The 23,350-nt window shown below is 52.0% G+C and carries 23 protein-coding genes; 9 read left to right on the top strand and 14 right to left on the bottom strand.

The genetic code is table 11. From position 1 onward, the window contains the following. The first annotated feature begins 27 nt into the window (after positions 1-27). Both FIT99_RS01045 and FIT99_RS01040 read left to right on the top strand, forming a co-directional pair. Positions 28-2,613 (top strand): chemotaxis protein CheW, encoded by a 2,586-nt coding sequence (locus FIT99_RS01045; RefSeq protein ID WP_140002117.1) that lies wholly within the window; start codon positions 28-30, stop codon positions 2,611-2,613. Next, positions 2,613-4,775 carry a putative bifunctional diguanylate cyclase/phosphodiesterase gene (locus FIT99_RS01040; protein ID WP_223261232.1) on the top strand — a complete coding sequence of 721 codons (2,163 nt, stop codon included), beginning with the start codon at positions 2,613-2,615 and terminating at the stop codon, positions 4,773-4,775. The genes FIT99_RS01045 and FIT99_RS01040 overlap by 1 nt, the downstream gene beginning before the upstream one ends. 48 nt (positions 4,776-4,823) lie before the next feature. On the opposite strand, the gene sbmA is transcribed toward FIT99_RS01040, so the two are convergent. Continuing rightward, positions 4,824-6,050: a peptide antibiotic transporter SbmA gene (sbmA, locus tag FIT99_RS01035; RefSeq protein WP_140002114.1), complete on the bottom strand. Its 1,227-nt coding sequence runs from the start codon at positions 6,048-6,050 to the stop codon at positions 4,824-4,826. A 117-nt stretch (positions 6,051-6,167) separates the two neighbouring features. Then, a complete protein-coding gene (locus tag FIT99_RS01030) occupies positions 6,168-6,545 on the bottom strand; it encodes a hypothetical protein (protein ID WP_140002112.1) in 378 nt (125 codons plus the stop codon). 209 nt (positions 6,546-6,754) lie between these two features. Between FIT99_RS01030 and FIT99_RS01025 the strand changes: the two genes are divergently transcribed. Next, entirely contained in the window at positions 6,755-7,768 is a 1,014-nt protein-coding gene (locus tag FIT99_RS01025; protein ID WP_223261231.1) for a trypsin-like peptidase domain-containing protein, read from the top strand. A gap of 31 nt (positions 7,769-7,799) precedes the next feature. Here the strand turns inward: FIT99_RS01025 and FIT99_RS01020 are convergent, their stop codons facing one another. Continuing rightward, entirely contained in the window at positions 7,800-8,234 is a 435-nt protein-coding gene (locus tag FIT99_RS01020; RefSeq protein ID WP_140002108.1) for a DUF3429 domain-containing protein, read from the bottom strand. Between the two features lie 122 nt (positions 8,235-8,356). Here FIT99_RS01020 and FIT99_RS01015 point away from each other — a divergent pair, with 122 nt between their 5' ends. Next, complete coding sequence (locus tag FIT99_RS01015; RefSeq protein WP_140002106.1) at positions 8,357-9,151, top strand: MipA/OmpV family protein; 795 nt, start codon at positions 8,357-8,359, stop codon at positions 9,149-9,151. Positions 9,152-9,166: 15 nt separating this feature from the next. Here FIT99_RS01015 and FIT99_RS01010 read toward each other — a convergent pair whose 3' ends face one another. Continuing rightward, entirely contained in the window at positions 9,167-10,087 is a 921-nt protein-coding gene (locus FIT99_RS01010) for an alpha/beta hydrolase family esterase (protein WP_140002104.1), read from the bottom strand. A 76-nt stretch (positions 10,088-10,163) separates the two neighbouring features. Here FIT99_RS01010 and FIT99_RS01005 point away from each other — a divergent pair, with 76 nt between their 5' ends. Further along, the gene (locus FIT99_RS01005) at positions 10,164-10,790 is read left to right on the top strand and encodes a nucleotidyltransferase family protein (protein ID WP_140002102.1); all 627 of its coding nucleotides are present in this window, start codon (positions 10,164-10,166) and stop codon (positions 10,788-10,790) included. On the opposite strand, the gene FIT99_RS01000 is transcribed toward FIT99_RS01005, so the two are convergent. Genes FIT99_RS01000 through FIT99_RS00990 form a run of 3 tightly spaced genes read right to left on the bottom strand, consistent with a single transcriptional unit; the run spans position 10,758 to position 14,375 of the window. Beyond that, positions 10,758-11,741 (bottom strand): XdhC family protein, encoded by a 984-nt coding sequence (locus FIT99_RS01000; RefSeq protein ID WP_140002100.1) that lies wholly within the window; start codon positions 11,739-11,741, stop codon positions 10,758-10,760. The two genes, FIT99_RS01005 and FIT99_RS01000, sit on opposite strands and share 33 nt — an antisense overlap. Positions 11,742-11,745: 4 nt before the next feature. Then, positions 11,746-13,908, bottom strand: a complete 2,163-nt coding sequence (locus FIT99_RS00995) for a xanthine dehydrogenase family protein molybdopterin-binding subunit (protein ID WP_140002098.1) — start codon at positions 13,906-13,908, stop codon at positions 11,746-11,748. An 11-nt stretch (positions 13,909-13,919) separates the two neighbouring features. After that, entirely contained in the window at positions 13,920-14,375 is a 456-nt protein-coding gene (locus tag FIT99_RS00990) for a (2Fe-2S)-binding protein (RefSeq protein WP_140002096.1), read from the bottom strand. A gap of 267 nt (positions 14,376-14,642) precedes the next feature. Here FIT99_RS00990 and FIT99_RS00985 point away from each other — a divergent pair, with 267 nt between their 5' ends. Next, positions 14,643-15,650: a zinc-dependent alcohol dehydrogenase family protein gene (locus FIT99_RS00985; RefSeq protein WP_140002094.1), complete on the top strand. Its 1,008-nt coding sequence runs from the start codon at positions 14,643-14,645 to the stop codon at positions 15,648-15,650. A gap of 24 nt (positions 15,651-15,674) precedes the next feature. Here the strand turns inward: FIT99_RS00985 and FIT99_RS00980 are convergent, their stop codons facing one another. The 5 genes from FIT99_RS00980 to FIT99_RS00960 all read right to left on the bottom strand — a co-directional run bounded on the left by FIT99_RS00980 (position 15,675) and on the right by FIT99_RS00960 (position 19,348). Beyond that, a complete protein-coding gene (locus tag FIT99_RS00980; RefSeq protein WP_140002092.1) occupies positions 15,675-16,379 on the bottom strand; it encodes an MBL fold metallo-hydrolase in 705 nt (234 codons plus the stop codon). Between the two features lie 48 nt (positions 16,380-16,427). Further along, positions 16,428-16,889 carry a DUF6691 family protein gene (locus FIT99_RS00975; RefSeq protein ID WP_317616158.1) on the bottom strand — a complete coding sequence of 154 codons (462 nt, stop codon included), beginning with the start codon at positions 16,887-16,889 and terminating at the stop codon, positions 16,428-16,430. Then, positions 16,853-17,281 carry a YeeE/YedE family protein gene (locus FIT99_RS00970; RefSeq protein WP_189524763.1) on the bottom strand — a complete coding sequence of 143 codons (429 nt, stop codon included), beginning with the start codon at positions 17,279-17,281 and terminating at the stop codon, positions 16,853-16,855. The genes FIT99_RS00975 and FIT99_RS00970 overlap by 37 nt, the downstream gene beginning before the upstream one ends. A 39-nt stretch (positions 17,282-17,320) precedes the next feature. Then, the gene (locus FIT99_RS00965; protein WP_140002091.1) at positions 17,321-17,542 is read right to left on the bottom strand and encodes a hypothetical protein; all 222 of its coding nucleotides are present in this window, start codon (positions 17,540-17,542) and stop codon (positions 17,321-17,323) included. 222 nt (positions 17,543-17,764) lie between these two features. Next, positions 17,765-19,348 carry a Na+/H+ antiporter gene (locus FIT99_RS00960; protein ID WP_140002090.1) on the bottom strand — a complete coding sequence of 528 codons (1,584 nt, stop codon included), beginning with the start codon at positions 19,346-19,348 and terminating at the stop codon, positions 17,765-17,767. A 261-nt stretch (positions 19,349-19,609) separates the two neighbouring features. On the opposite strand from FIT99_RS00960, the gene FIT99_RS00955 reads away from it, so the two are divergent. Further along, a complete protein-coding gene (locus tag FIT99_RS00955) occupies positions 19,610-19,849 on the top strand; it encodes a hypothetical protein (RefSeq protein ID WP_140002089.1) in 240 nt (79 codons plus the stop codon). 8 nt (positions 19,850-19,857) lie between these two features. Beyond that, on the top strand, positions 19,858-20,118 hold the full coding sequence (locus tag FIT99_RS00950; RefSeq protein ID WP_140002088.1) for a KTSC domain-containing protein: 261 nt from the start codon (positions 19,858-19,860) through the stop codon (positions 20,116-20,118). A 34-nt stretch (positions 20,119-20,152) separates the two neighbouring features. Here FIT99_RS00950 and FIT99_RS00945 read toward each other — a convergent pair whose 3' ends face one another. Continuing rightward, entirely contained in the window at positions 20,153-21,622 is a 1,470-nt protein-coding gene (locus FIT99_RS00945; protein ID WP_140002087.1) for an iron-containing redox enzyme family protein, read from the bottom strand. Between the two features lie 199 nt (positions 21,623-21,821). Here FIT99_RS00945 and FIT99_RS00940 point away from each other — a divergent pair, with 199 nt between their 5' ends. Beyond that, the gene (locus FIT99_RS00940; protein WP_140002086.1) at positions 21,822-22,808 is read left to right on the top strand and encodes a methyltransferase; all 987 of its coding nucleotides are present in this window, start codon (positions 21,822-21,824) and stop codon (positions 22,806-22,808) included. A gap of 8 nt (positions 22,809-22,816) precedes the next feature. On the opposite strand, the gene FIT99_RS00935 is transcribed toward FIT99_RS00940, so the two are convergent. Further along, positions 22,817-23,350 (bottom strand): YgjP-like metallopeptidase domain-containing protein, encoded by a 534-nt coding sequence (locus FIT99_RS00935; RefSeq protein WP_140002085.1) that lies wholly within the window; start codon positions 23,348-23,350, stop codon positions 22,817-22,819.

Raw genomic sequence — 23,350 nt, 5'->3', positions numbered from 1 at the left:
AAAATTTTAGAATGAAGAGGCGATTAGATGCACCCGCAACCGGTAACCGAGGATTTGGCAAACCACTTTAAAAAGGTCAACGATTTTCGCTCACACATTTACCAACTACAACACGCTTGGGACAGTCTGGCATTGATGGCGCAATTGTCTGGCACAGGCTCAGAGATGGAAGAAACACGCGGGGCATTCAACACCATCTCCAATGATGTTTTGCGGCATTTGTCTCAAGAAACCTTGCATAAAACAGCCGCACAACTGTCGTCAAAAGCGTTTGAGATTATTAACTTATTGCTACGCAACCTGTTTGAGCGGACGGCAGATATTGGTTTTTTTGCCACCGATAATGATGTCCGAGAGTATCTTGAGAATCAGGCTGCCGACCGTTTGGATGCCGAAGATCAACACAACCTTGAGTTTCGTTTTCAAGAGTATCAAAAGAAATACACCGTCTATGAAAACATCGTGTTGTTTGATGTGCAAGGACATTTATTGCATCAGCTAGATGAGACACAAACCACTTTATTTCACTACCACCCCATCGTAGAACTGGCGCAGCAATCGACAGAGCCGTATGTGGAGCGCTTTTATGAAACGGAAATGAATGGCAGCTTACATAAATCGCTGGTGTACGCACATGCGGTTCGCAGCAAAGATGGCAACCGCATTCTGGGCGTGCTCTGCCTGTGCTTTAAATTTGTGAATGAGCTGGACACCATCTTTAGTAACCTCATTCAACCGCATGACTGGACCATCGGCGTATTGTTAGATGAAAAGCGTCAAGTGATTGCCTCTAGCGACCCCTATCAAATCCCGCTGGGCATCAAGCTTTGCGTCGACACTGAGCAAGATTGGTTTATCAGCCGCTTTAGTGGGCGTGAATACTTATGCGTCACTAAACAGTCAGAAGGTTACCAAGGCTATTTGGGGCCCGGTTGGTTGGGTCAAGCCATGATCCCGATCGAGCATGCTTTTAATCAAAGCATCCGAGAGATGGTCAATAACATTGATGAAGCCATTTTGCGCAAAGTCATGCGCAGTCCACTGATCTTTTCTGAAAGCCTGTTAAATATCCCCAAACAAGCGGCCAATATTCAGAGTAAGCTGAATCAATCGGTGTGGAACGGCAACATTTGGCAAAGTAATTATGTCAACACCCAGCAAAAAAACTTTTCAAAAAGCTTATTATCCGAGATCAGTCATACTGGGCATAAAACACAAAAAATCATTGAGAACATGGTGTCTGAGCTTTATCAGACTGTGGTTTCTGTGATGTTGGAAAACTCCAGTTTTTATGCGCAACTGGCGGTCGAAATCATGGATCGCAACTTGTACGAACGTGCCAACGATGTGCGATGGTGGGCGTTAACGCATGCATTCAGGTCACTACTGGCCACCCCAACCGTCGACCCAGAAGACAAGCGTAAGATGGCTGACATTTTGCGCTATATCAACAGCTTGTATACCGTGTATGACAACCTGATTGTGTTTGACCGCAAAGGCGAGGTCATGGCTGTCTCCAACAGTCAATATGAACACCTGGTAGGCACCCAGCTGACCCAAGAATGGGTCGGACGGACGCGGAGTTGCAGCTCGACGCAGGACTATGTCGTCTCGCAATTTGAGCAGACGCCGCTTTACAACGATACCCATACCTACATCTATGCAGCGCCCATCAGACACTTGGATGGCAATAGTATTGTTGGTGGCATTGCGATTGTGTTTGACAGCACACCGCAGTTTCAGGCCATGCTACGCGATGTGATTCCCCGTGACAAAGCCGATGCCCCAGTCAACGGCAGCTTCACCTTATTCGTAAACGAGCAATTGCGCGTCATTTCTAGCACCCACCCGGATTTTGCCATTGGCGAATCGTTTGACCTGATGCCCGCCATCGCCAAACTCAAAGAGAGTGAGCAATTGTTTGACATTGCTATCTACCAAAACACCTACTACGCCGTGGGTGCGCGTGCGGCCTATGGTTATCGCGAGTTTAAGAGCGAGCAGGACAATTATCGCAACAAAGTCACTGCGCTGATTTTCACCCCGTTGGGCAGAGAGGATGAAATTAACCAGCGCATTGAGGCCGAAGCCCAAGTCATCCATAACAAGTTCAACCCAAGCCTGTTACTGCAATCAGGTGATGATAGCCAAGAGTTCGCGACCTTTTATGTGGGTGACTCGTGGATGGGCATCGAGGCGCGCTTTGTGCGGGAAGCGATTGATGAAGACCAACTGCGCACACTGCCCGAATCGGCGCCGTTTATCGCCGGCATGCACACCTATCGTGATCAAGTGATTCCTGTGATCGATCTGGCGCGGATGTTAGGCCACCCGCATTACTTCACAGATTATCGCCAGATTGTCGTCATCGAAGACAAATCCGCTTCGCTGAAGTTTGGCATATTTGTCTCTGCACTGGGCGAAATCCCCTATCTATCGGGGCAACAAATTCAACCGATGAATACGTTTTTTAAAGGCGCCAGCCACAACCCCGGCATTGCCATTGCCAATATCGCTCAAAACACCATGTTGACCCTGATTACGGCACAAAGCCTCTGGGAAAAAGTGCTCAATGCGCGCGCGCAACCGCAAGCTGAACAGGCGTTGGTGTAATGCAAAGCCGACCGCACCCCGACCTGATGCAGTCCGAGCTGATGGAAGCCCTGATGACCGAGCAGCAACAGCGACTGCTGGATACGCTGCTGGACAATCTGGATGGCATGGTTTATCGCTGCCTGTACGACAGCGATTGGACCATGATTTATGTGAGCAAGGGCTGCGCCGCATTGACCGGCTACCCAGCCCATGACCTGCTGCTCAATAAAACCACCTCTTATGAGACGATTACCCACCCAGACGACCGCCAGCAGGCACGGGCCAGCATCGATACCGCCATTTTAAAAGGCGAGCGGTTTGAGTTGGAATACCGTATTGTGCGCGCCAATGGTGAGATTACTTGGGTCGCTGAGCGCGGCAGCGCCGTGTTTGACAATGAAGGAAAACCGGTCGCGCTTGAGGGCATTATTCAGGATATCAGTGGCCGCAAGCATATAGAGCACGAGCTGTTCAGCACCGAGCAAAAATACCGCTCGATGTTTGAAAACTCCACGCTGGGCATGTTTCAAACCACCGAGTCTGGCACCTATCTCAATGCGAATCCGGCTTTGGCAAGGTTATATGGTTATGTATCGCCAGCCGCCTTGATTAGTGACCTGAACAATATCAGCACGCAGTTGTATGTGTCTGCCAGCAGACGCGGCGATTTTACTGATGCCATCCGAGCAGACGGCCGCGTGCGAAACTTCGAGTCTGAAGTTTACAGACTGGATGGGCAAACTATCTGGATTTCAGAAAACGCCCATGCCGTATGTGATCCACAAGGTCAGATTCTGTATTACGAGGGCACGGTAGAAGACATTACCGACCGCAAAAACCATGAGTTGCAAATCCGCCAGCTCGCGGTGACAGACAATCTCACCGGCTTACTCAATCGGCACGCGTTTAGTGGCAAATTAGCCAGCCTGATCGCTGAAGCCGACAAAATGCATCACAAAATTGCTATCGCCTTTATCGACCTCGATCACTTCAAGTTGATTAACGATACCTTGGGGCATCGGGCCGGCGACAAACTGTTAGAAAATGTCGCACAACGCTTGATCCAAAGCACACGCCCCACAGATGCCATTGTACGGTTTGGCGGCGACGAATTTGTCATGCTCTACCCTGCCATCCGGGTAGCTGAAGATGCCGAGCCCTTGCTGGCACGTGTGATGGAGGCTATTTCAAAGCCCATCGGCATTGGCGATTATGTCTTCAATATGACTTGCAGTGTAGGCGTCAGCATTTACCCTGATCATGCCAAAGACATTGACACGCTACTCACTTGCGCTGACTCAGCGCTCTACAGTGCGAAAAACGCAGGTAAAAACAAAGTGCAGATGTTTAGCGGCACGCTAGCGAAACAGCTGGGTGAGCGTAATGAGATCGAATATGGCTTGGGACATGCCTTGCAGCGGCAGGAACTGATGCTGTATTACCAGCCCCAAATCAATATGCAGCATGGCAATATCAGCGCGCTGGAGGCCTTGATCCGCTGGCAACACCCAGAGCGGGGATTGATTCCCCCCGATCAGTTTATCCCGGTGGCCGAAGAAACCGGCCACATTTTTGCCATTGGTGAGTGGGTGTTGCAGACCGCCTGCCAAAAGATCAAGTCCATGCAAACAGAGTGGGGCTATATGGTGCCAATTGCGGTCAATGTGTCGCCCATTCAGTTTCTACGCGGCAACTTGGTCGAGACCGTCCAGCGCGTACTGCGTCAAGAACGTGTGCCGCCACATTTGATCACGCTAGAAGTCACCGAAAATGCGCGATTCAAGGATGAAGCGATGTTTACCCGCACGCTGGAACAACTCAAACGGCTCGGGGTATGTATCGCCATTGACGATTTTGGTATCGGCTACTCCAATATGGCCTACCTGAAAAACTACCCGATTGATGAGTTAAAAATCGACAAAGAGTTCGTGCAAGACCTAGAACAGAGTGTGACCAATGGCAACATTTTGCTCGCGTTGATCAATCTGGGCAAAAGCTTGCACAAATCAGTGACGGCTGAGGGCATAGAAACTGAATATCAACACCGATTTTTATTGCATAGCGGCTGTGATGTCGGCCAAGGCTACTACTACAGCCGACCGTTATCCGATGCAGCGCTGGCGCAATTTATGCGAGACCAACAACCTAAGTTTGATCATTTGCAGCAAGTGGCCAGATAACCCTGGCCACTTGTGATTGGATCACGGCTTGTTTGATCGCCGCTAAGATCAGGCGATGGTTTGTTCAATCGGCGGCAAGGCCTCATGCTTGATCGCCGCTTCAAACGCCGTCAACCGTTTGTAGACGGAGAGTAACTCCACGATGGTGGTCCAAGAGTTGACTAAGTATTGAAACGAATTGCTGACCTGTGAAAAAGCCGTCAATATCTGTTGCAGAATACCGAAGGTGATGCGGCCAGCCGCAATGGTCGGCACCAAGATGAGGTAGGCAAAAATATTATCTGCTTGCAGATACAAACTGCGCGCCACGTTAAAGTACATATAGTGAAAATATAAACGGAAGTAGTTTTTGCGCACATCGATAAACAAGTCTTTGAGGGTGGCCGGTTGCGCACGCTCTGCATTGTCCTCCCCATACACCAACTCTTTACGATAGGCCGCCTCTACCCGTTGGTTCCTAAACTCCAAGCCGGGTAATTTAATCCCGACCGCAGCGAGTAACAAAGTACCAAACACGGACCAAGCAATGGCCGAGGTAAATAATGGGGCGGGCACTTGACCGAACACCGGCAGCTCACTGACATAGGCAGACAGACTCCACAGCACCGGCAAAAAGGCAAACAACGTCATGATCGCCTCGACCATCGATACGCCCAATCCTTCCATGATGGTGGCAAAACGCATGGTGTCTTCTTGCACCCGTTGTGACGCGCCCTCAATGTTGCGCACTTGTGGCCATTGGCTGGTGTAAAAATCATTCATGGCAGTGCGCCAGCGAAAAATGTAATGACTGACAAAAAAGCGCGTAATCACATAAATAAAAATCGCGACAAAGGCAATTTCTGCAAACTGCAGCATCAAGGTATACAAGGCGGCGGTAGTGACTTTGGAATTTGGGGAGAGCGCCGCCTGCACGCCATCAAAAAATGGCCGGCGCCAATTGTTGATGGCCACGGAGACTTGTACCGAGTAATAGGTCGAAAACAAAATAAACGCCGAACCAAGAATAGACCACCACTGCCAGCGCGTGGGCTTGAGTTTAAACCAGGCTAACGCAAACAAGGCCACACTCACCGCATAGTAGCCATAAAACAGCTTAAACGAATCGGTGACAAAATGACCGAGGCCGATCACTGGCTGCTCTTCAGCCACTGACAGCCCAAACAGCGCACCAATGGCGGTTGAATACTCAAACCAGACACCACAACATACGACAGCCCAAACGATCACAGAGGGCCAAAACCAGCGAGAATCAGGAAAAAAGGATTTAAACATAATGCTTTCTTTGACAGGTGGTGGGGCAATTGCCTGCCAGTGTATTGACTCTTGAAAAGACCTGCAACAAAAAAGCCTCCATCTGGAGGCTTTAGATGAGTTGGGGGAGTCTTCTGATCAAATACGGTTGCCGCGAAAGCAACATCCAAGCGGCGAATTGGCACTGTCATTGGTCTTAAGCATCACGGCTTTGGATGAAGATGCAGCATGCTTGTGGGTGACGCGTGTTTTGTAGACCGCTGTTTTCTTCGTCGCTGGCCGATTGCTTTCAGCAGGCGCCTCTGGCTTTTCAATCTGCGCGGGTGGCGAAGGCTGATTTGCGGTAACCTTCAGCAATGCACCATCTGAGGATGGCGCCAAGGCGGCTTGTGCAGGCGCAGCACGAAGCAAAGCCTGATTATCGGCAGGCGCCTCATGCTCAAAGGTAATCATCATCAAAGCAAGCATGTTCAAAAAAATCAGCTTGGGAATCATATAGGATTTAGTGCGTGACATGGGAGGGACTCGATTTCGTCTCGGGCTTTCTGTCTGGCCATGGTATTGGCAGGCAAGCAATGACATAAGTAGGCACTGGCGGATTTATTTGTCAGAAAGCACTGACAAAATGCGGATCGATGAAAACATTTGCGCATTGTTGCGGTCACAGAGAGAAGGTCATGCATGATGCATCGCCAAAACGGATGTCTTTCGCCTAGGGAGCTGTGATGAGATTGTTGGTATTGCCATGGATATTATTGGGGGTTAGCAGTGTGCAAGCCCAACCTAGTATTGTAGAGACACTGGAACTCGGCCACTCCATCGTGATGGTCACCACGGATATTCCCGGCGGCTCAAATGGCCGCGGCTCAGGCGTGGTGGTCAGCCCCGAATACGTCGCCACCAATTGCCATGTGATTGCCAATAGCAATGGCGCCAATATCGCCAAGTTCCGCGATGGTTATCAACCAATTGGGCTAAAAGCCAATTGGAAAAGAGATGTGTGTTTATTGAAGTTTGATCCGCTGCCGTTTAAACCAGTCAGCATGCGTGACAGCAAAACCCTGCAATATGAAGAAGAAGTATTTAGCCTCAGTTTTCCGGCGGCGGCGCCAGTGCCACAAATTTCATATGGCAACATCAAAGGCATTTACCCGTTTGAGGGCAGCAGCATTGTGCGCTCTAATGCTGCGTTTCTGATGGGCTCCAGTGGCGGCGCCTTATTTGACCAGCATTTCAACCTGATTGGGCTGACCACCTTCAAGAGCCCCGGACATCAAGCGTTTTACTACAGCTTGCCCGTGGAGTGGATCAAAGAGCTGATGGATGCCCCGGAAATGGTTTCAATGAAAACCAACGATATTCCTTTTTGGGCTGTACCGCTTGAGCAACGGCCTTATTTTATGCAGGTGGTGATCCCTTACCAAAATGAGGACTGGGCTGCGTTAGAGGCCATTGCGAGCCAATGGACAAACAAAGAACCGACCTCACCCGATGCCTGGTACTTTTTGGGCTTGGCAGAAGAAGGCTTGAAAAAGTTTGCCAAGGCCGAGCAAGACTTGCAACGCGCCTACGATTTAAATCAACGCGATTATGACGCGATGCTGGCCTTGTCTCGCGTGGCATTTAACCAAAAAGACTTGGCCACGCTGGAGGCCATTCAACCGGCAATCAGTGCAATGGACCAAACAGAGGGCGAACAAATCGCCCAACAAATCCTCAAACTAAAACAAGGCAGCTGAGGGCATGATGGTCTGTGTTGCCAGCAAAGATTTAATGCTGCAACCAGACCAACAACAGCAAGCAGATGATTACCAGGGAGGATATTTGCAGGCGCAATTGGTAAAACCAAGCTTCAATCGCACCATCGGCGGCCAGTTGCCGGTCAATCAGCAACAAGCTGATAAAACAGGTGATTTGAATCAAATATTGCGTAACGGGCACCAGCAACAGCAGCGATAACCAAGCCAACAAAGCGAGAATGTTGCTGGAAACCAGCAAGTTGATGCGTTTGGCTTTGGCATGGGTGATATATAGCCCCCAATGGATGCCCGACAAAAACGAAATGATGATGGCGCCATAGGTTAAGGACAGATAGGCGGTATGATAATGTGCCATGCCAGCAATCTGTGCAAGCACCGCCGCGACGAAGGGGATGGCGCCCAATAAAGTCAGGGCTTTTGCCCATATAATCTGATCCCGCTGCATAATGACTTCTCCTAATAATTGAGGGTCAGACCTTGAGTGATTCGTTTGGTTTTCAACACAGAAACTAAACTTTCATGCATGATGACCAATACACATTTAAATCAATAAATTGAATATAAAATATGATGAATTTTTCACGCCTCTCACGCACCACCCTTAGTCTCGTCTTGGCATGCTTCAGTGCAACAGCCGCAGCAGAATCGCGGATTGATCGACAAACCGAAACTGCCGTGCCCAGAGCACAAAATCTGTATGGCATTGGCATCGGCGTATTGCCAAAAACCTCTGGCTCAGACGAGTACCGGGCACTGGTTTTACCCATTATTAACGCTAATTATGGCGACCGTTTTTTTGTCAACGCATTGCAGGCCGGCGCATGGTTGGTTGACAGTGACGACCAGCGCCTCCGTTTCGGTCTCTCCGCAGAAGCGAAGTTTGGCTGGGATGCCAGCAAAGGAGACCGCACGCGCGGCATGCAAGATAGAGATTTTTCTATTTTTGTAGGCCCACTACTGCGCTGGCAAACTGACTACGGCACGTTGAATGCGCAATGGACCACCGACGCTAGTGGCAATAGCAATGGTCAGCAATTTCAGCTGCAATTTATTAAGAGTCTGATCCGTTCGCCGCAGTTACGGCTAAATGGTCTGATTGGCGCAACCTGGAATAGCCAAAAATTCAATGACTATTACTTTGGCGTGCGCAGCAACGAAGTCACTGCCAATCGTCCTTTTTACCGCGCAGATGCCGGGGTAGAGTGGCAAGCCGGACTCAATGGCGTCACACCAGGATTTCGCGACCACTCATTGCTATTTGGTGCGTTTGTCACACGCTTGAGTCAAACACAAAATGATAGCCCCATCACACAAACCCGCATGCAACCGATGGCTTATATCGGCTACAGCGTGCCATTTTAATACGCCCACCTTGCGTCACTCATCGCCGCTTTGTGCATTAAAAAATTGCCAGATCAGCGCGTTGGCGTCTATCGCATCGGCCCCAGCTTGGCCGCCACGCGGCTTCGTCCCGCCAGGCCAAGCATGGCCACCCGTCTCAGTCACACAAAGTTGCACGGCGGCGCGTCCGCCACGGTAAAGATCACAATAAGCGCCCGCCACCGCTAACACGCGCTCTGGCTGCGGCTGGGCTTGGTTGATCTGCACCCACTTTTGGATGGTTGCGGGCACACTGTTAAAAGACACATCGGCCATGGATTGCTGGCCTTTGCCGCCCGCAAAAGGGACATGATCGTCATTTTTGGCATGAATATGTAGTACGGCAACCGGCTTATCAGGCTGGCATTGTTGGGTATTGTCCGTCCCCGCAACCGAAGCAATTGCGCGGATGGTGCCCGATAATTCGCAAGCCAGTCGGTAAGCCATCATGCCGCCGTTAGACATCCCATCCACAAAAATCCGCTTAGGGTCAACCGGCGTACGCTGCTGCATTGCCTGAATAATGGCGCGGATCACCGCCACGTCATCACTTTGTTTTTTGACGGCTGGACCACAACAATTGCCGGCATTCCAAGTCGCAAACTTTCCACCCGGCCATCGACTATAGCCATTGGGAAACACGGCAATGTATCCGTATTGGTCTGCGGCGGATCGCTGATGATAAAACCGTTCTGTCGCCTGCACTTGCCGATTGCCGAGGCCGCCATGCAACACCAACACCATCGGCAGTAGTTGTCCAGAGACCGCTTGGGCAGGCATGTGCACCAGATAGGCCCGACGCTCCCCCTGCACCGTCACTTCAAACGCACTGTCGGCTTGGGGCTGCGTGGCGCAGGCCAGCAACGGAAAATAAAGCAAACTGCCCAACAGACTGTAAAATAAGGTTTTAAACAACATCCTCTTTCTCCCTTGAAGCCTCACCAAGCCTCTATTAACGCGGCAGCAAGGCCGCTTGTTGACGGATGATCTGCTCATGATCAATCACAGCCAATCTAGCATTGTTGGCCTGCTGTTGGCGGGCGGTTTTTCTCGCCGATTTGGCCCACAAAACAAGCTGCTGCAGCGTTTGCATAATGGCCAACCCATGGCTTTGGTCGCGGCGAAAACCCTTATCAGCGCGCTGCCCAAGAGTGTGGCGGTGTTGCGCTTACCAGCCACGGACCTCACCGAGCCCATGCATGCGCTCGGCTTTGAGGTGGTGCAATGTCAGGCACAACATCAAGAGATGGCTGACAGTTTGAAGCTGGGGATAGACTTCGCCTTACAAACTTTTCCGAACCTGACAGGGCTCGTGATTGCGCTGGCAGATATGCCATTTATCAAGCCAGCCACCATCCTAGAAGTCGCCCAACGGCTGACGCCAGACAACATCGTACAGCCACACTATGCAGGCAACCCGGGACACCCGGTGGGCTTTGGTAGCGATTGGATCACTGCTTTGCGTCAGGTGATGGGAGATCAGGGCGCGCGCAGCATTTTGCGCGCGAATCAAGCGCAGATTGTGCGCTTTGACAGCCCCGATGCTGGCATATTGAAGGACATTGACACCCCTGCCGACCTGCTTAGTTTAGGCAGCGACGCGGCGAGTACTGGCTTGTGACAAACCGACTTGCTGCACTTGTGCCCGCGTTTGAATCAGTTCAGCCAAAATAGAGACCGCGATTTCAGCTGGCGTGCGGCTGCCGATACGTAAGCCGACCGGGCCATGCAAACGCTGTACCTCTTGCTCGCTGAGATCAAAACTGCGCAAGCGCTGTTTGCGTTTCTCCTGATTCTTGGTCGAACCCAGTGCCCCAATATAAAACGCTTGTGACTTTAACGCTTCAAGCAATGCCATGTCATCCAGCTTGGGGTCGTGCGTCACGGCGACAATCGCGGTGTGCGGATCGGGCGCAATCTCGAGAACGACGTCGTCCGGCATGCCTACGAGCCAATCCGCCCCTTCAACATGCCATTCGGCACGCATCTCTTCGCGCGGATCACAAATCATCACATGAAAATCGAGCGCTTGCGCCATCGCCGCCAGCACGGCACCCAACTGATTGGCGCCAATAATCAGCAATCGCCATTGCGGCCCAAAATAGCTGTGAAACCAATCCCCATCTAAATAGGGCATGCCCTCTGGTGAACCCGCTTGATGCCGCACCTCACCAGTGGACACATGCACTGAGCGTTTCAATAATCGGCGCTGCGACAGACTCTCCAACATGGGGGTGAGTTGTGCGGCATCCGTCAGTGGCTCAGCAAAAATCTTCAGTTGACCACCACAAGGGATACCAAAGCGCTGGGCTTCGGCCTGATTAATCCCATAATCTAGAATTGCTGGTTGGCGAGGCAGCTGATCATGCTTGGCCTGATCGGCCAGATCATCTTCGATACAGCCGCCTGATACTGACCCCACCAGATGACCATCGTCGCGCACAACCAAAATGGCGCCAGGCAAACGGGGTGCTGAACCCCAAGTCTGGATGACCGTAAACAGGTGCGCACGGTGGCCTTGTTGCAGCCAGTCTCGGGCGCGTTGCAGCACTTCCCAATCTGACGATTGCATCGAATTAAACCAATTGCTCGCCGATCGGCAGGCGCCTAATGCGCTTACCGGTCGCAGCAAAGATCGCATTGGTCACCGCAGGGGCCAACGGCGGTACGCCGGGCTCACCCACACCGCCCATTTTTTCGCGACTAGGCACGATATGCACCTCCACTTTAGGCATGTCTTTCATGCGCAACACCTGATAATCGTGAAAGTTAGATTGCACCACTTCGCCCGCTTTAAAACTGATTTCGCTACTGAGCGCAGCCCCCAGGGCAAAGGACACCGAAGACTCCATTTGCGCTTTGACGCCATCAGGGTTGACTGCCAGACCGCAATCAATCGCCACCACCACGCGATGTACTTTCACCTCGCCCGCCTTCACCGACACTTCTGCCACTTGCGCGACGTAGCTGCCAAAAGATTCGTGGACCGCGATGCCGCGGAATACGCCTGCGGGTAATGGCTTGCCCCAGCCGGCTTGCTCGGCCGCGAGATTTAACGCAGCCAAATGGCGCGGATGCGCTTTGAGCAACTGACGACGGTAGGCCAAGGGATCTTGCTTGCTGGCATGCGCCAGTTCGTCTATCAGACTCTCCATGACAAAACCCGAGTGGCTGTGCCCCACCGAACGCCACCACAATACCGGCACATCGCTTTGAACTGTATGCAAATGCACCTGATGGTGAGGGGTGCCTTTGACATAAGGCGAGTCTGCCACGCCCTCTACCGAGGTGCCATCAATGCCTTCTTTGATCAAAAAGCCTTCAAATGGCGTACCTTTGATAATCGACTGTCCAACCAAGGTATGTTGCCAGGCCAAGGGGCTGCCTTGCTTATCCAGCCCGACGGTGGCGCGATGCACAAACATGGGTCGGTAAAAACCACCTTTGATATCGTCCTCGCGGCTCCAGACAGTTTTGACTGGCAGCCCTGCAGCTTTGGCGACTTCAACCGCTTCTGAGACAAAATCAGCACGGGGGTTGGCGCGGCGACCAAAACCGCCGCCCAAAAACTGCGTATGGATCACCACTTGTTCGGGTTTGAGCCCTAATATTTTGGCAGCGGCGGCCTGATCGGTAGTTTGCATTTGCGTGCCCGTCCAGATCTCACAGCCTTGGTCTGAAATGCGGACTGCGCAGTTCAGGGGTTCCATCGGCGCATGCGATAAATAGGGCAGTACATATTCCGCGCTGATGGTCTGTTTTGCTTGTTTGCTTGCTGCAGTCACATCGCCTGCCTTTGCCGCTTGCAAGCCTGCTTGTGTTGCCAACACCTGATAACGGCTTAACAAAGCAGCAGAATCAGGCTTGTCATGCCCTGCTAAATCCCAAGTCAGCTTGAGCGCCTCGCGGCCTTGCTTGGCCGCCCAATAATGCTCGGCAATCACGGCCACACCGGTGGGCACTTTCACCACCTTGATCACGCCCGGCACCTTGCGCGCAGCGCTGTCGTCAACGCTTTTCAACTTGGTACCAAACACCGGTGCACGCGCCACCATGGCGACTTTCAATCCATCAAACTGCACATCTTGACCAAACTTGGCCGTGCCGTTGATTTTTTCTGCGCTATCTAATCGCTTGGTCGCTTTGCCAATAAACTTCCATTGTTCGGGTGTTTTCAGCGTCACCGTGGTTGGCGTCTCTAACTTGCTGGCGATCTCAACCAATTGTCCATAACGCAAAGTCTGCTTGCCGTAAATGACCGCCCCATTCTCAGTCCGTAATGCAGACACAGGCACTTGCCACTGCTTGGCTGCCGCTTGCAGCATGAGCGCCCGCGTCAAGGCACCCGCCTGACGATAACGGTCAAACTCTGACCACGTGGTCGATGAACCGCCAGTAATCTGAATGCCGTACGCCGTATGAATATAGGCTGGGGCAGCCGGCGCATGTTCAACCGTGATTTTGTTCCAGTCAGCGTCTAGCTCATCTGCAATCAGCATGGGCAATGTTGTCCACACGCCCTGCCCCATTTCACTGTGGGCCAACATCACGGTAATGCGGTCATCGGCGCCGATGCGTAAAAACGCATTGGGCGCAGGCAATGGCATGGCTTCCGCTGCATTGGCGACGCTCATGAAGCGTTTGGCTTGGGGAATAGTGAAAGCCACCACCAGCCCCCCTGCGACCAAAGCCGTACTTTTAATAAAACTGCGGCGAGATTGATTAATCATATCGTTCATGCTGTGTGTCCTTAAGCGAGTTTGGTCGCAGCTTCATGAATCGCCGCACGAATACGTTGATAAGTACCACAGCGACAAATATTCCCGCTCATGGCAGCATCGATATCAGCATCACTCGGTTTGGGATTCTGTTTCAACAAGGAGGTCGCGGACATGATTTGACCCGACTGGCAATACCCGCATTGCACCACATCAATCTGCTGCCAGGCAGCCTGCACCGCTTGTCCGACTTTGTCATCTTGCATGGCTTCAATGGTTGTGATGTTTTTACCAACCGCCGCACTGACGGGCGTCACACAGGATCGGATCGCTTGACCATCCAGATGCACGGTACAAGCACCACATTGCGCCATACCGCAGCCAAACTTGGTGCCAGTCATGCCAGCCACGTCGCGAATCGCCCATAAAATGGGCATATCGTCACTCACATTGAGTTCGGTCTCTTTGCCATTGATCGTTAGTTTCATTGGGTGGGTTCCTTGTGAAAATCTGTGATGCCTGCAACGCGCAACCGTTTAGGCTTGTTCTGTTTTAAAAATATACTAACATACAAGATTGTATGTATGTGCGTTTCACCGCGCATCATGATGAACTTTAACGCTGTTAAATTTTATTGTCAGCGACGCGCCTAGCATGCCAATTAGCTCGGATAATTTACATCCGTTGGACAACGCGGCACAATCAGAAAAAATGACTTTTTTGTTTTTAGCATCGCAACACTCAGGGAGACATCCATGCACAAAGCCATTATTTTGCAAGCCGGTGGCGGCTATCATCAAGTGACCATCGGGGAGCGTGAAGCCGCCGCGCCTAAGGCGGGCGAAATCACGGTGAGGCTACACGCCAACGCACTCAATTATCATGACTTCGCGGTGGTCAGTGGTATGTGGGGGCCATCTGAGCCACGTATCCCGATGGCGGATGGTGCCGGCGAGGTCATCGCTGTGGGTGAAGGCGTGACAGAGTTCAGCCTAGGCGATGCCGTCGTCAGTACGTTTTTCCCGAGCTGGCAATCCGGCGAGCCGCTGGTAGAGGGCTTTGCCACTGTGCCTGGGGATGGCGTGGATGGCTACGCACGTGAAGTGGTCACCGCCTCGGTCAATGCATTTACCCTCGCGCCCAAAGGCTGGAGCCACATTGAGTCCTCCACCCTGACTACTGCAGCACTCACGGCGTGGCGCGCACTGATGGGGGATGATCACCTAAAAGCCGGGGATACGGTATTGGTGCAAGGGACTGGGGGCGTGTCTATTTTTGCCCTGCAATTTGCCAAGTTAGCCGGCGCAACCGTGATTGCGACCTCATCGAGTGAGGCCAAGCTAGAAAAACTCAAAGCCTTGGGCGCGGATCATCTAATCAACTACAAAACGACACCGCAATGGGGCAATCTGGCGCGTGAGATGTCTGGTGGTCGTGGCGTAGACCATGTGGTCGAAGTCGGCGGGCCAGCCACGCTGGAACAATCCATGCTAGCGGCCCGCGTCGGCGGTCACGTGTCGGTGATTGGTATTTTGACTGGCCTGGCGGGAGATTTTCCGCTGGTCACTGCCCTCATTAAGCAACTGCGCTTGCAAGGAGTGTTGGTGGGTAGCCGCAGCCAACAACAAGCCATGGTCAAAGCCATTGAGGCAAACGCGATGCGACCAGTGGTCGATAAGGTCTTTGCCTTAGAAGAAATGGTCCAAGCTTTCCAATATCAAGAAAGCAATCAGCACTTTGGTAAAATTTGTTTGGCCATCTAACTCTTTATGGCGGATACGGCTGCCTCACGACGATTGCTTAAGCGGCTGTTTGCCACAGGCTTGGTTTGCGGGAAGTGCCACGTCGATTTGTTTGGGATAAGCCAATTTTAAATTGGCCATCCGCTGAATAAAGTCATCGCGCGAAATGTGCCCGCCCAGACGCGGGTTATTGCGCCGCTCTTCGCCGACAGTCGACACCGTCAATCCGTGATAATCATGCGCGGGATACACCAAGAGATCGTCTGGCAAACTGAAAATCTGCGTATGCACACTGTCATAAAGCTGACCAGCATTGCCTTGCTGAAAATCCGTGCGCCCACAGCCCCCAATCAGTAAGGCATCGCCGGTAAAAATACGGTCCTCAAGCTTATAACTGACGCAGCCATTAGTATGGCCGGGGGTTTCACGTACCTCAATATCCAGCGAACCCACTTGCAAGTGCATGCCATCGGTGGCCAGCACATCCGCGCACGGTGCACCGGCATGCAAAGACACCACACTTTGGCACCCCAACCGTTGGCGTAAAGTATCTGCCGCAGTGACATGGTCGGCATGCACATGGGTGTCTAGGGTATATCGCAAAGTGAGGCCGTACTGGCGCAGCGCTTGCTCATAATGCGCCACTTCGCTTTCTACCGGGTCGATCAAGACCGCCAAACGATGCTGCTCACAACCGAGCAGGTAGGTGTAGGTCGCACTATCGGGTTCAAAAAATTGCTGAAAAATCATCAAGAATCTCCTGCCTCTGCAGCGAGCAACGGTGAGGCCGCTGAGCGGTTACAACCAACCCAGTCGAGTTGCCAACGTGTGCCCGAACATACCCACCAGCATACTGATGACAAATAACCACACCGCACTGCCCGCACTCAATATGGAAGCCACGGCCGGGCCGGGGCAAAAGCCAGCCAAGCCCCAACCCATGCCAAACAATAGCGCGCCAATCACCAAACGACGGTCAATCAAGGTGGTGGGGGGCATTTGCAGTTGCAATCCGAGCAGGCTGGTAGGCTGTTTTGCCGCGGATCGAAATGCAAAAAAACTCACCGCAATCGCACCGATCATCACAAAGGCCAGTGAAGGATCCCAATCCCCCGTGATATCCAAAAATGCGAGCACTTTGGCCGGATTGGTCATGCCGCCTACGATCAACCCTAGACCAAACAACACCCCTGCCAGCCAAGCAATCACGATCACCATACGCTTCAATACCCCTGGAACGGCCCATGGCGCAACAGCCATACCACCAAGGCCGCCGTGCCCATAAAGGTGAGGGTTGCTACCAACGAGCGCAAGGAGAGTCGAGACAAGCCGCAAACGCCATGACCACTGGTGCAACCGCTGCCCAGGCGGCTACCAAAACCCACCAACAAGCCTGCAACGATCAACACTGGCGGACTGGTCGCAATAACGACCGCGGGTAGCGGAGCCGCCAAGGCGTAAATCAATGGGGAGACCATGAGACCGGCGACAAATGCAAAGCGCCAGCCACGATCTGAATGCCTTGCTGACCACAGCTGCCCGACGATACCGCTGATTCCAGCGATTTTGCCCAGCCACCGAATCATCAACCAGGTGGAAACACCGATCAGCAAGCCGCCGATCAATGATGAAATAGGTGTGAATGGCGTCATGATCTCATCTATCTTTAATCGACAAATATGGCGCAGCGATTAATCCACCTCATCCGCCATGTCCTCATGCGGAAGCGGAGAAGGCTGATTGCATTCAAAGCCGGCCTGTTCAAGGCGGATGCGATATTCACAACTGGCCAGATGGCCTTCTAATCGGCCATTGATTTTGGTCGTCTCTTGCTTGCAATGCGCACAACGGTATCGATGTGCCTGCCCTTCAAAATGCTCTTGCGGATAATCGATATAAAACAGTCGCTTCATCTTCATCTCCTCATATTTGTGGCATTCAGCCATCTATGCTACGCCACACGATACGTACTATGAATACACAAAAAATGGCTTTAAACAAGAAATTTTTATAAATAAATGCTGCGTGCAGATTTTAATCACCCCATATTTACCTAATAAAATCATTAGGTTACGCAACTCACCCACAACACATCTCAAAAGTTATCCACAAAAAATGTGGACAGTCGTTAGTCGCTAACCACGGCTGTGCAAAGCTGCAATTTCCTGAATATCAAGGTCGCGCTCCATGACGTGCATCAACGCGTCATGGATCTCCCCAGCGCGATGCAACTTGAGCAATTCTTCCCGGCCTGCGGCCACCGCCGCTAGCACCACATTGAAATGGGCTTTGCGGATATCGTCAGGCAGCACCGCTTCGTTTTTGTGTTTATCTGACAGACTTTGACGATAGCCGTATTGCTCTAGTAATCGCGGATGCAATAATTGGCCTTGAGCATCGTAAGCCAATTGCTGCACCACCGCATATTGCGCCTGCTCGATGCGTGCCCAAGTTTGTGGTTCATTCAGGTAAGTACGCTCATGCGCCGTAGCTTTAAGTTGCAGAAGACGAATCACCCAGCCGATGGTTGTTCCCTGAAACAATACCGTCACCAAAATCACAGCAAATGCGCACAGCAACATCAAGTCACGTCCCGGCACCTCGGCGGGCACCGCCAACGCCGCAGCCAAAGTCACCACACCGCGCATGCCGGCCCAGCTCTTCACAAAGGACTCTCGCCAACTGCTGTGGCCATGGGTTGCAGCCGCTTGTCTGCGAAATAGATTGACCAAGCCATCCACAGTAAACACCCAGACAAAGCGCGAGGCGATGACCACTGCCAGCACCAGCAACACTTCAAGGCCATAATCCGCAATCGACTTGTCGGCGTGGGCTATGCGCTCCCACACGCCGCGCAAAGACAACCCGATCAAAATAAATACCAACGACTCAAAGACAAAAATCAGGATTTCCCAAAAAGCTGTACCACGGCGACGCGCGGTTGCCGTCATGATTTCATGCTGGTGCCAGCCAAGCATCATGCCGTAAGTGACGGTGGCGATTACCCCAGACACGCCGATATGCTCACCGACCACATAGCAAAGCCAGCCCGGTAACGCAGAGGCCAAAATCATCAGCTCGGTATCGTGCAAATAACGTATCGTCTTGTAAACCAAATAGCCAAAGGCAGCCCCAAGTAACATGCCACCTACGCTGAGCCAGACAAAGGATTCAAGAGCGCCTCCGACCGAGAACACCCCCGTCAGGACTGCCACAATGGAGAATTTATACAGCACCAATCCCGTGGCATCATTGAGCAAACTCTCGCCCTCTAACAACACCAGCAGCTTGCGTGGCAAAGCGACACGTTGCAGGACTGCTTTGGCTGCAATCGCATCAGGCGGCGACACAATGGCGCCCAACGCAAAGCAAGCGGCCCATGGCAAAGCTGGAGTCAAACTGTGTAAGGCCAACCCAACCACCAAGGTAGTAAATAGCACGGCGCCAATCGCCAACAACAAAATGGCCACCAAGTGCCGTCTAAACTCATGCCACACCGTGTAGTAGGCGCCTGCCATCAGTAGTGGCGGCAAAAAAACCTCCAGTACCAGTGCCGGGTCGATCTCAAACGCAGGCAAACCAGGAATAAACGCAATCAGCGCGCCGCCAATGAGCTGCGCCACGGCAGGGGGCCAGCGCAATTTTTTCGCCAGCACCTCCAGCGCAATAATGGCCACTAAAAATAATAAGATCAGATTGAAATAGAAGGCGTTGGACATGATAGGCGTCAAGAAAAACAACTAGACCAGCAAAGATAAGCTTCCTCTGCGCCAGTCAAAAAAAGGAGTAAACAAGCAAAGTGTAATAGAAATCCCGCTACGCCGCGGCCTTTAAACTGGTAAATCCGCTTTAAGCGCGCGGTCTGGTGCGCGCTAGGCCGAGAACTTGCCTCAGTCAAAACACTCTGATTATTAGTTAGGATGAGACAATCATGCAAATTGGTTTAATATGCGCTGTGCAATGATCGGAGGGAAGGTTGTATGTTTACACTGAAAAAATGGCTGTGGACGCAGTGGCAAAAATTTAGAGGTGCAGACCGCGCCTATGCCAACTATCTGGCCCATTTTGCGCACTATCAGACGCAAGTCGTCAATCCCGAACTGCAACAGTCGCTGAATATTCAACCGATGTCAAAAGCAGCCTTTTTAAAAGCCTGGCAGCAGCAAGGACTCACACCTGCGGCAAAATCATGCGGTTGTAAAACGGGTGGGTGTCACTAGGCGGCTCTATGGACATGCACAAGTGCCACGCTGGCAAATTACGTGCCATTGGCTATGATGCTGCCAAACGGGTGTTAAGAGTGGTGTTGGACGACGGCACAGCATTGGAGTATGCCAATGTGGGGGAAAGCCTGTGGTACAAATTGCAGCACAGCAGCGCGCCATGGAGCTATTACCGAGACCAGATCGAAGACGTTTTTCATGGCACCCGCGTGTCTGATAAACCCGCATCCAGTGGAAAAAACCCACTGGATGATTTATTTAATTAAGCTTTGTTGGTGTACCGTCAACACGTGGGCCAGTTCATCTGATGTGTGGATCAGGCGACTCCAGATAAGCTTTAAAATGGCGGGTGGCACACAAACCTAATGAGGTGTAGTGTTCGGCAGGCGATATGCAATCCACCAAAAAATCCATGCGGCGCGCGCCCAAACCCTGCAAATAGCGCACCATGGTCGCCTCTTGATCAAAGTCACCCGGCAGGGGCACTGGCTTAGTCATCAAGTGGCCAGAACGCAAATCGTATAAATTCCCGCGTAACTGGCTTGGGTCAGCCTTAGCGCCTGTTGCGGGGTCTGCCATGCGCAAGGGCGGGCCCAGGCGTGCTGTACGCGGTAACCGCTCGAGCGCATCCCCGGCGATCCAGTCATACAATACTTGCCGCTCATAGGCGGTAAACACGCCGAACATCGGGGCCTGGGAGCCGGCAATCACCTGCCAAAAGTGACTTTGTTCAGGATCTTGGTGTCGTTTAATCCAGCCGATTTTTTGCAACGCATACAATAATCGAGCGATCTCATCGGGGTCAGCCAACCACGCATTGAGGGTTTTTCCTTCAATCACACAGCGATGGGTGTGCATATACTGACCGATGGTGGCTTTGTTTTGCAGCAGCCGCACCAGCTCGCCCATCAAATCAAAATGGTTTAGTAAAGCCTTCGCGCCCAAGCCGGCATCGTTTAACTTGACCCCAGCCACAATGCGCGCCATATATTGCCGAGGGTCAGCCAAAGCAGGCATGGCCTCATTGACCGCCTCCACGGCTGTACGTGCATGCCCACTGTGTGCGTTATCAATGGTGGTGTGCAAGGTAAAATAATAGGGATCAATATTGAGTTCTTTTAGCTCATAGGCCGTAATGAGCAAATGCAGCGGCAATTGCTCATACCCCAAATTAAACCCAATCACTTCAGGCAAAAAGGCTTCGGTATTGGCCGCCAATGCCAACTGCACGGCGCCTTGGGTAAAAAACTTTTCGTCTAAGCTGCGCCAGTCATCGCAATCATTCGCTTTTAATAATTTGCGATACATGGCGACATGATTGTGCGCTTCTACGCCGTTACCCAGCTCTTCTAAATAAATCTTCAGCAAAGAAGCAAATCGCGAGTCATGCCAATGCCGCGTCAGACCATACAACCAAGCGCCATCTACCATTTTGGTGGGCGCCGCCACACGTAAAAAATACAAGGCGTGTGCTTTGCTGCTGAAATACCAGCGTGGTTCGCCCGCCGCTCTGGCGGCTAAATACGCTTGGTATTGACGCCCAACCACCGCATGCTGCTCTAGCAACCATGCTTCCAATTGTTCTACGTGCACTGGCACGGTGCTGGGCTGTTGGCTGGTCTCCCGTAACTTGGCGAACAGAAAATCACTAGTTTCTGCGCGATTTTTGCTAAAACCGGCAGGTGCCAGCAGTGAAAAATACATGGCTTTCGCATCCCAGTCAGGCGCGACTGAGGCACGTTTTTCGATTGCATTGTGGATCACCGACATCCCTGCTGCCTCCCATAGATGAACCTGCGAACTGATTGCTCAACCAAACGTTGAAATAGCAAGTTGAAGACAGACAAGTTACGCAGATGCGGGCAAGCCACCTATCAGACGATTGAGGAGGCTGATGTAGGAATTTGCTGATTAAATAACCCGCCACACTCTGCTAAGCTAGATTCATTCACTTGTAGAGGACGGCATCATGGATACCCTTAGCTCATCGGCATTAGAAAAGCTGCTGCAAGCACTCTACGCACGCGACTATGCATTTGTAAGCGTGACCCCCGTCACGCATCAACGGGTGAATCAACGCCCGGCGAACGCCTGGGCAAACAGCCTTGCGGATATTTTTGGCTGGAACCGGCCCTTCAAACCGGCCATCATAGACGACGCACTCTTTGCGCTGATGCAAGCGGCGGGAATCTTACGCCCCGTTGACCAAGGTTGGCAGTCCACATTGCGCGTCTCTCGCCTGCAAGACAAACTGTTTGCGCATTCGAGTTTTCCGACGGACGCGGCGGATGCGGTATTTTTTGGCCCGGATACCTATCGTTTCATGCATGCCGTTTATGCGGCACTGGCGTCGTTGCAGGGCAAAGTCCAACGTTGCGTCGACATTGGGACCGGCAGTGGGGTGGGTGCCATCTTGCTGGCAGAAGCGTTGCCCTATGCTAGCTGCATCGGCGTGGATATCAACCAACAGGCGCTATCACTTGCTGCCATCAATGCCCAAGCCAATCAAATTAGCAACGTGACGTTTTGCTATAGCGACTTGTTACAAGCGTTGCCCGGAGACTTTGATTTAATTATTGCCAACCCACCCTACTTGGTAGACCCCAGCGCCCGCGCTTATCGGCATGGTGACGGCCCGCTGGGAGCACAGCTCTCACTCAACATTGTCGAGGCTGCACTGACCCGCCTCGCGCCCGGCGGCACCCTGATGCTATACACCGGCGTGGCAATCACCCATGGCCACGATCCCTTCTTAGAGGCGGTCAAACACATGACTAAAGCCGCGGGCTGCACCTATCAATATACCGAGTTAGACCCCGATATTTTCAGTGAAGAGTTGGTGACGCAGGCCTATGCCGAGGTAGATAGAATTGCAGCGGTCTGGCTGTTGGTAAACCGCCCCACCGTTGAAACCGACCTGTTGTTGCAACTGATCAGTGCTGAGGCTACGCTTTAAACAATCGCTTAAATCGGCTCGACCGCCGCGCTGTTTAATTGGCTGGCTAACACCTGTGACAACAGATACACCCGACAATCAAACTCGTATTGCATGTAGTTGGGTTCCATATGCAAACACAATTGGTAAAACGCCTTGTCATGATCGCGTTCTTTTAAATGGGCTAACTCATGCACTACAATCATTTGCAAAAATGCCAGCGGTGTATTTTTGAAAAATGCCGAGATGCGAATCTCTTTTTTCGCCTTGAGCTTACCGCCTTGCACGCGCGAAACCGCCCGATTGAGGCCCAAGGTTTGCTTTTCAATCGTCAAGCGGTTATCAAAATGCACCTTGTCGAGCAAGGGCGCGTTTTTTAAATAGCGTTGTTTTAACGCACTACAAAAATCGTATAAGGCTTTGTCGCTCTGAATGGTGTGCGGTTGCGGGTAACGCGTTTGCAGATAGGTCTGTAACTGGCCTTGCGTATGCAAATGCAAAATCTGCGCATGCACATGGGCAGGATAACCGGGAAGATATTGCTGAATTAAAGCGCTAGACAT

The sequence above is a fragment of the Methylophilus medardicus genome (genome assembly GCF_006363955.1).
Lineage (GTDB): Bacteria > Pseudomonadota > Gammaproteobacteria > Burkholderiales > Methylophilaceae > Methylophilus > Methylophilus medardensis.
Note: the sequence above shows the minus strand (reverse complement) of the source record. Positions and strands in the feature narration are given on the sequence as shown.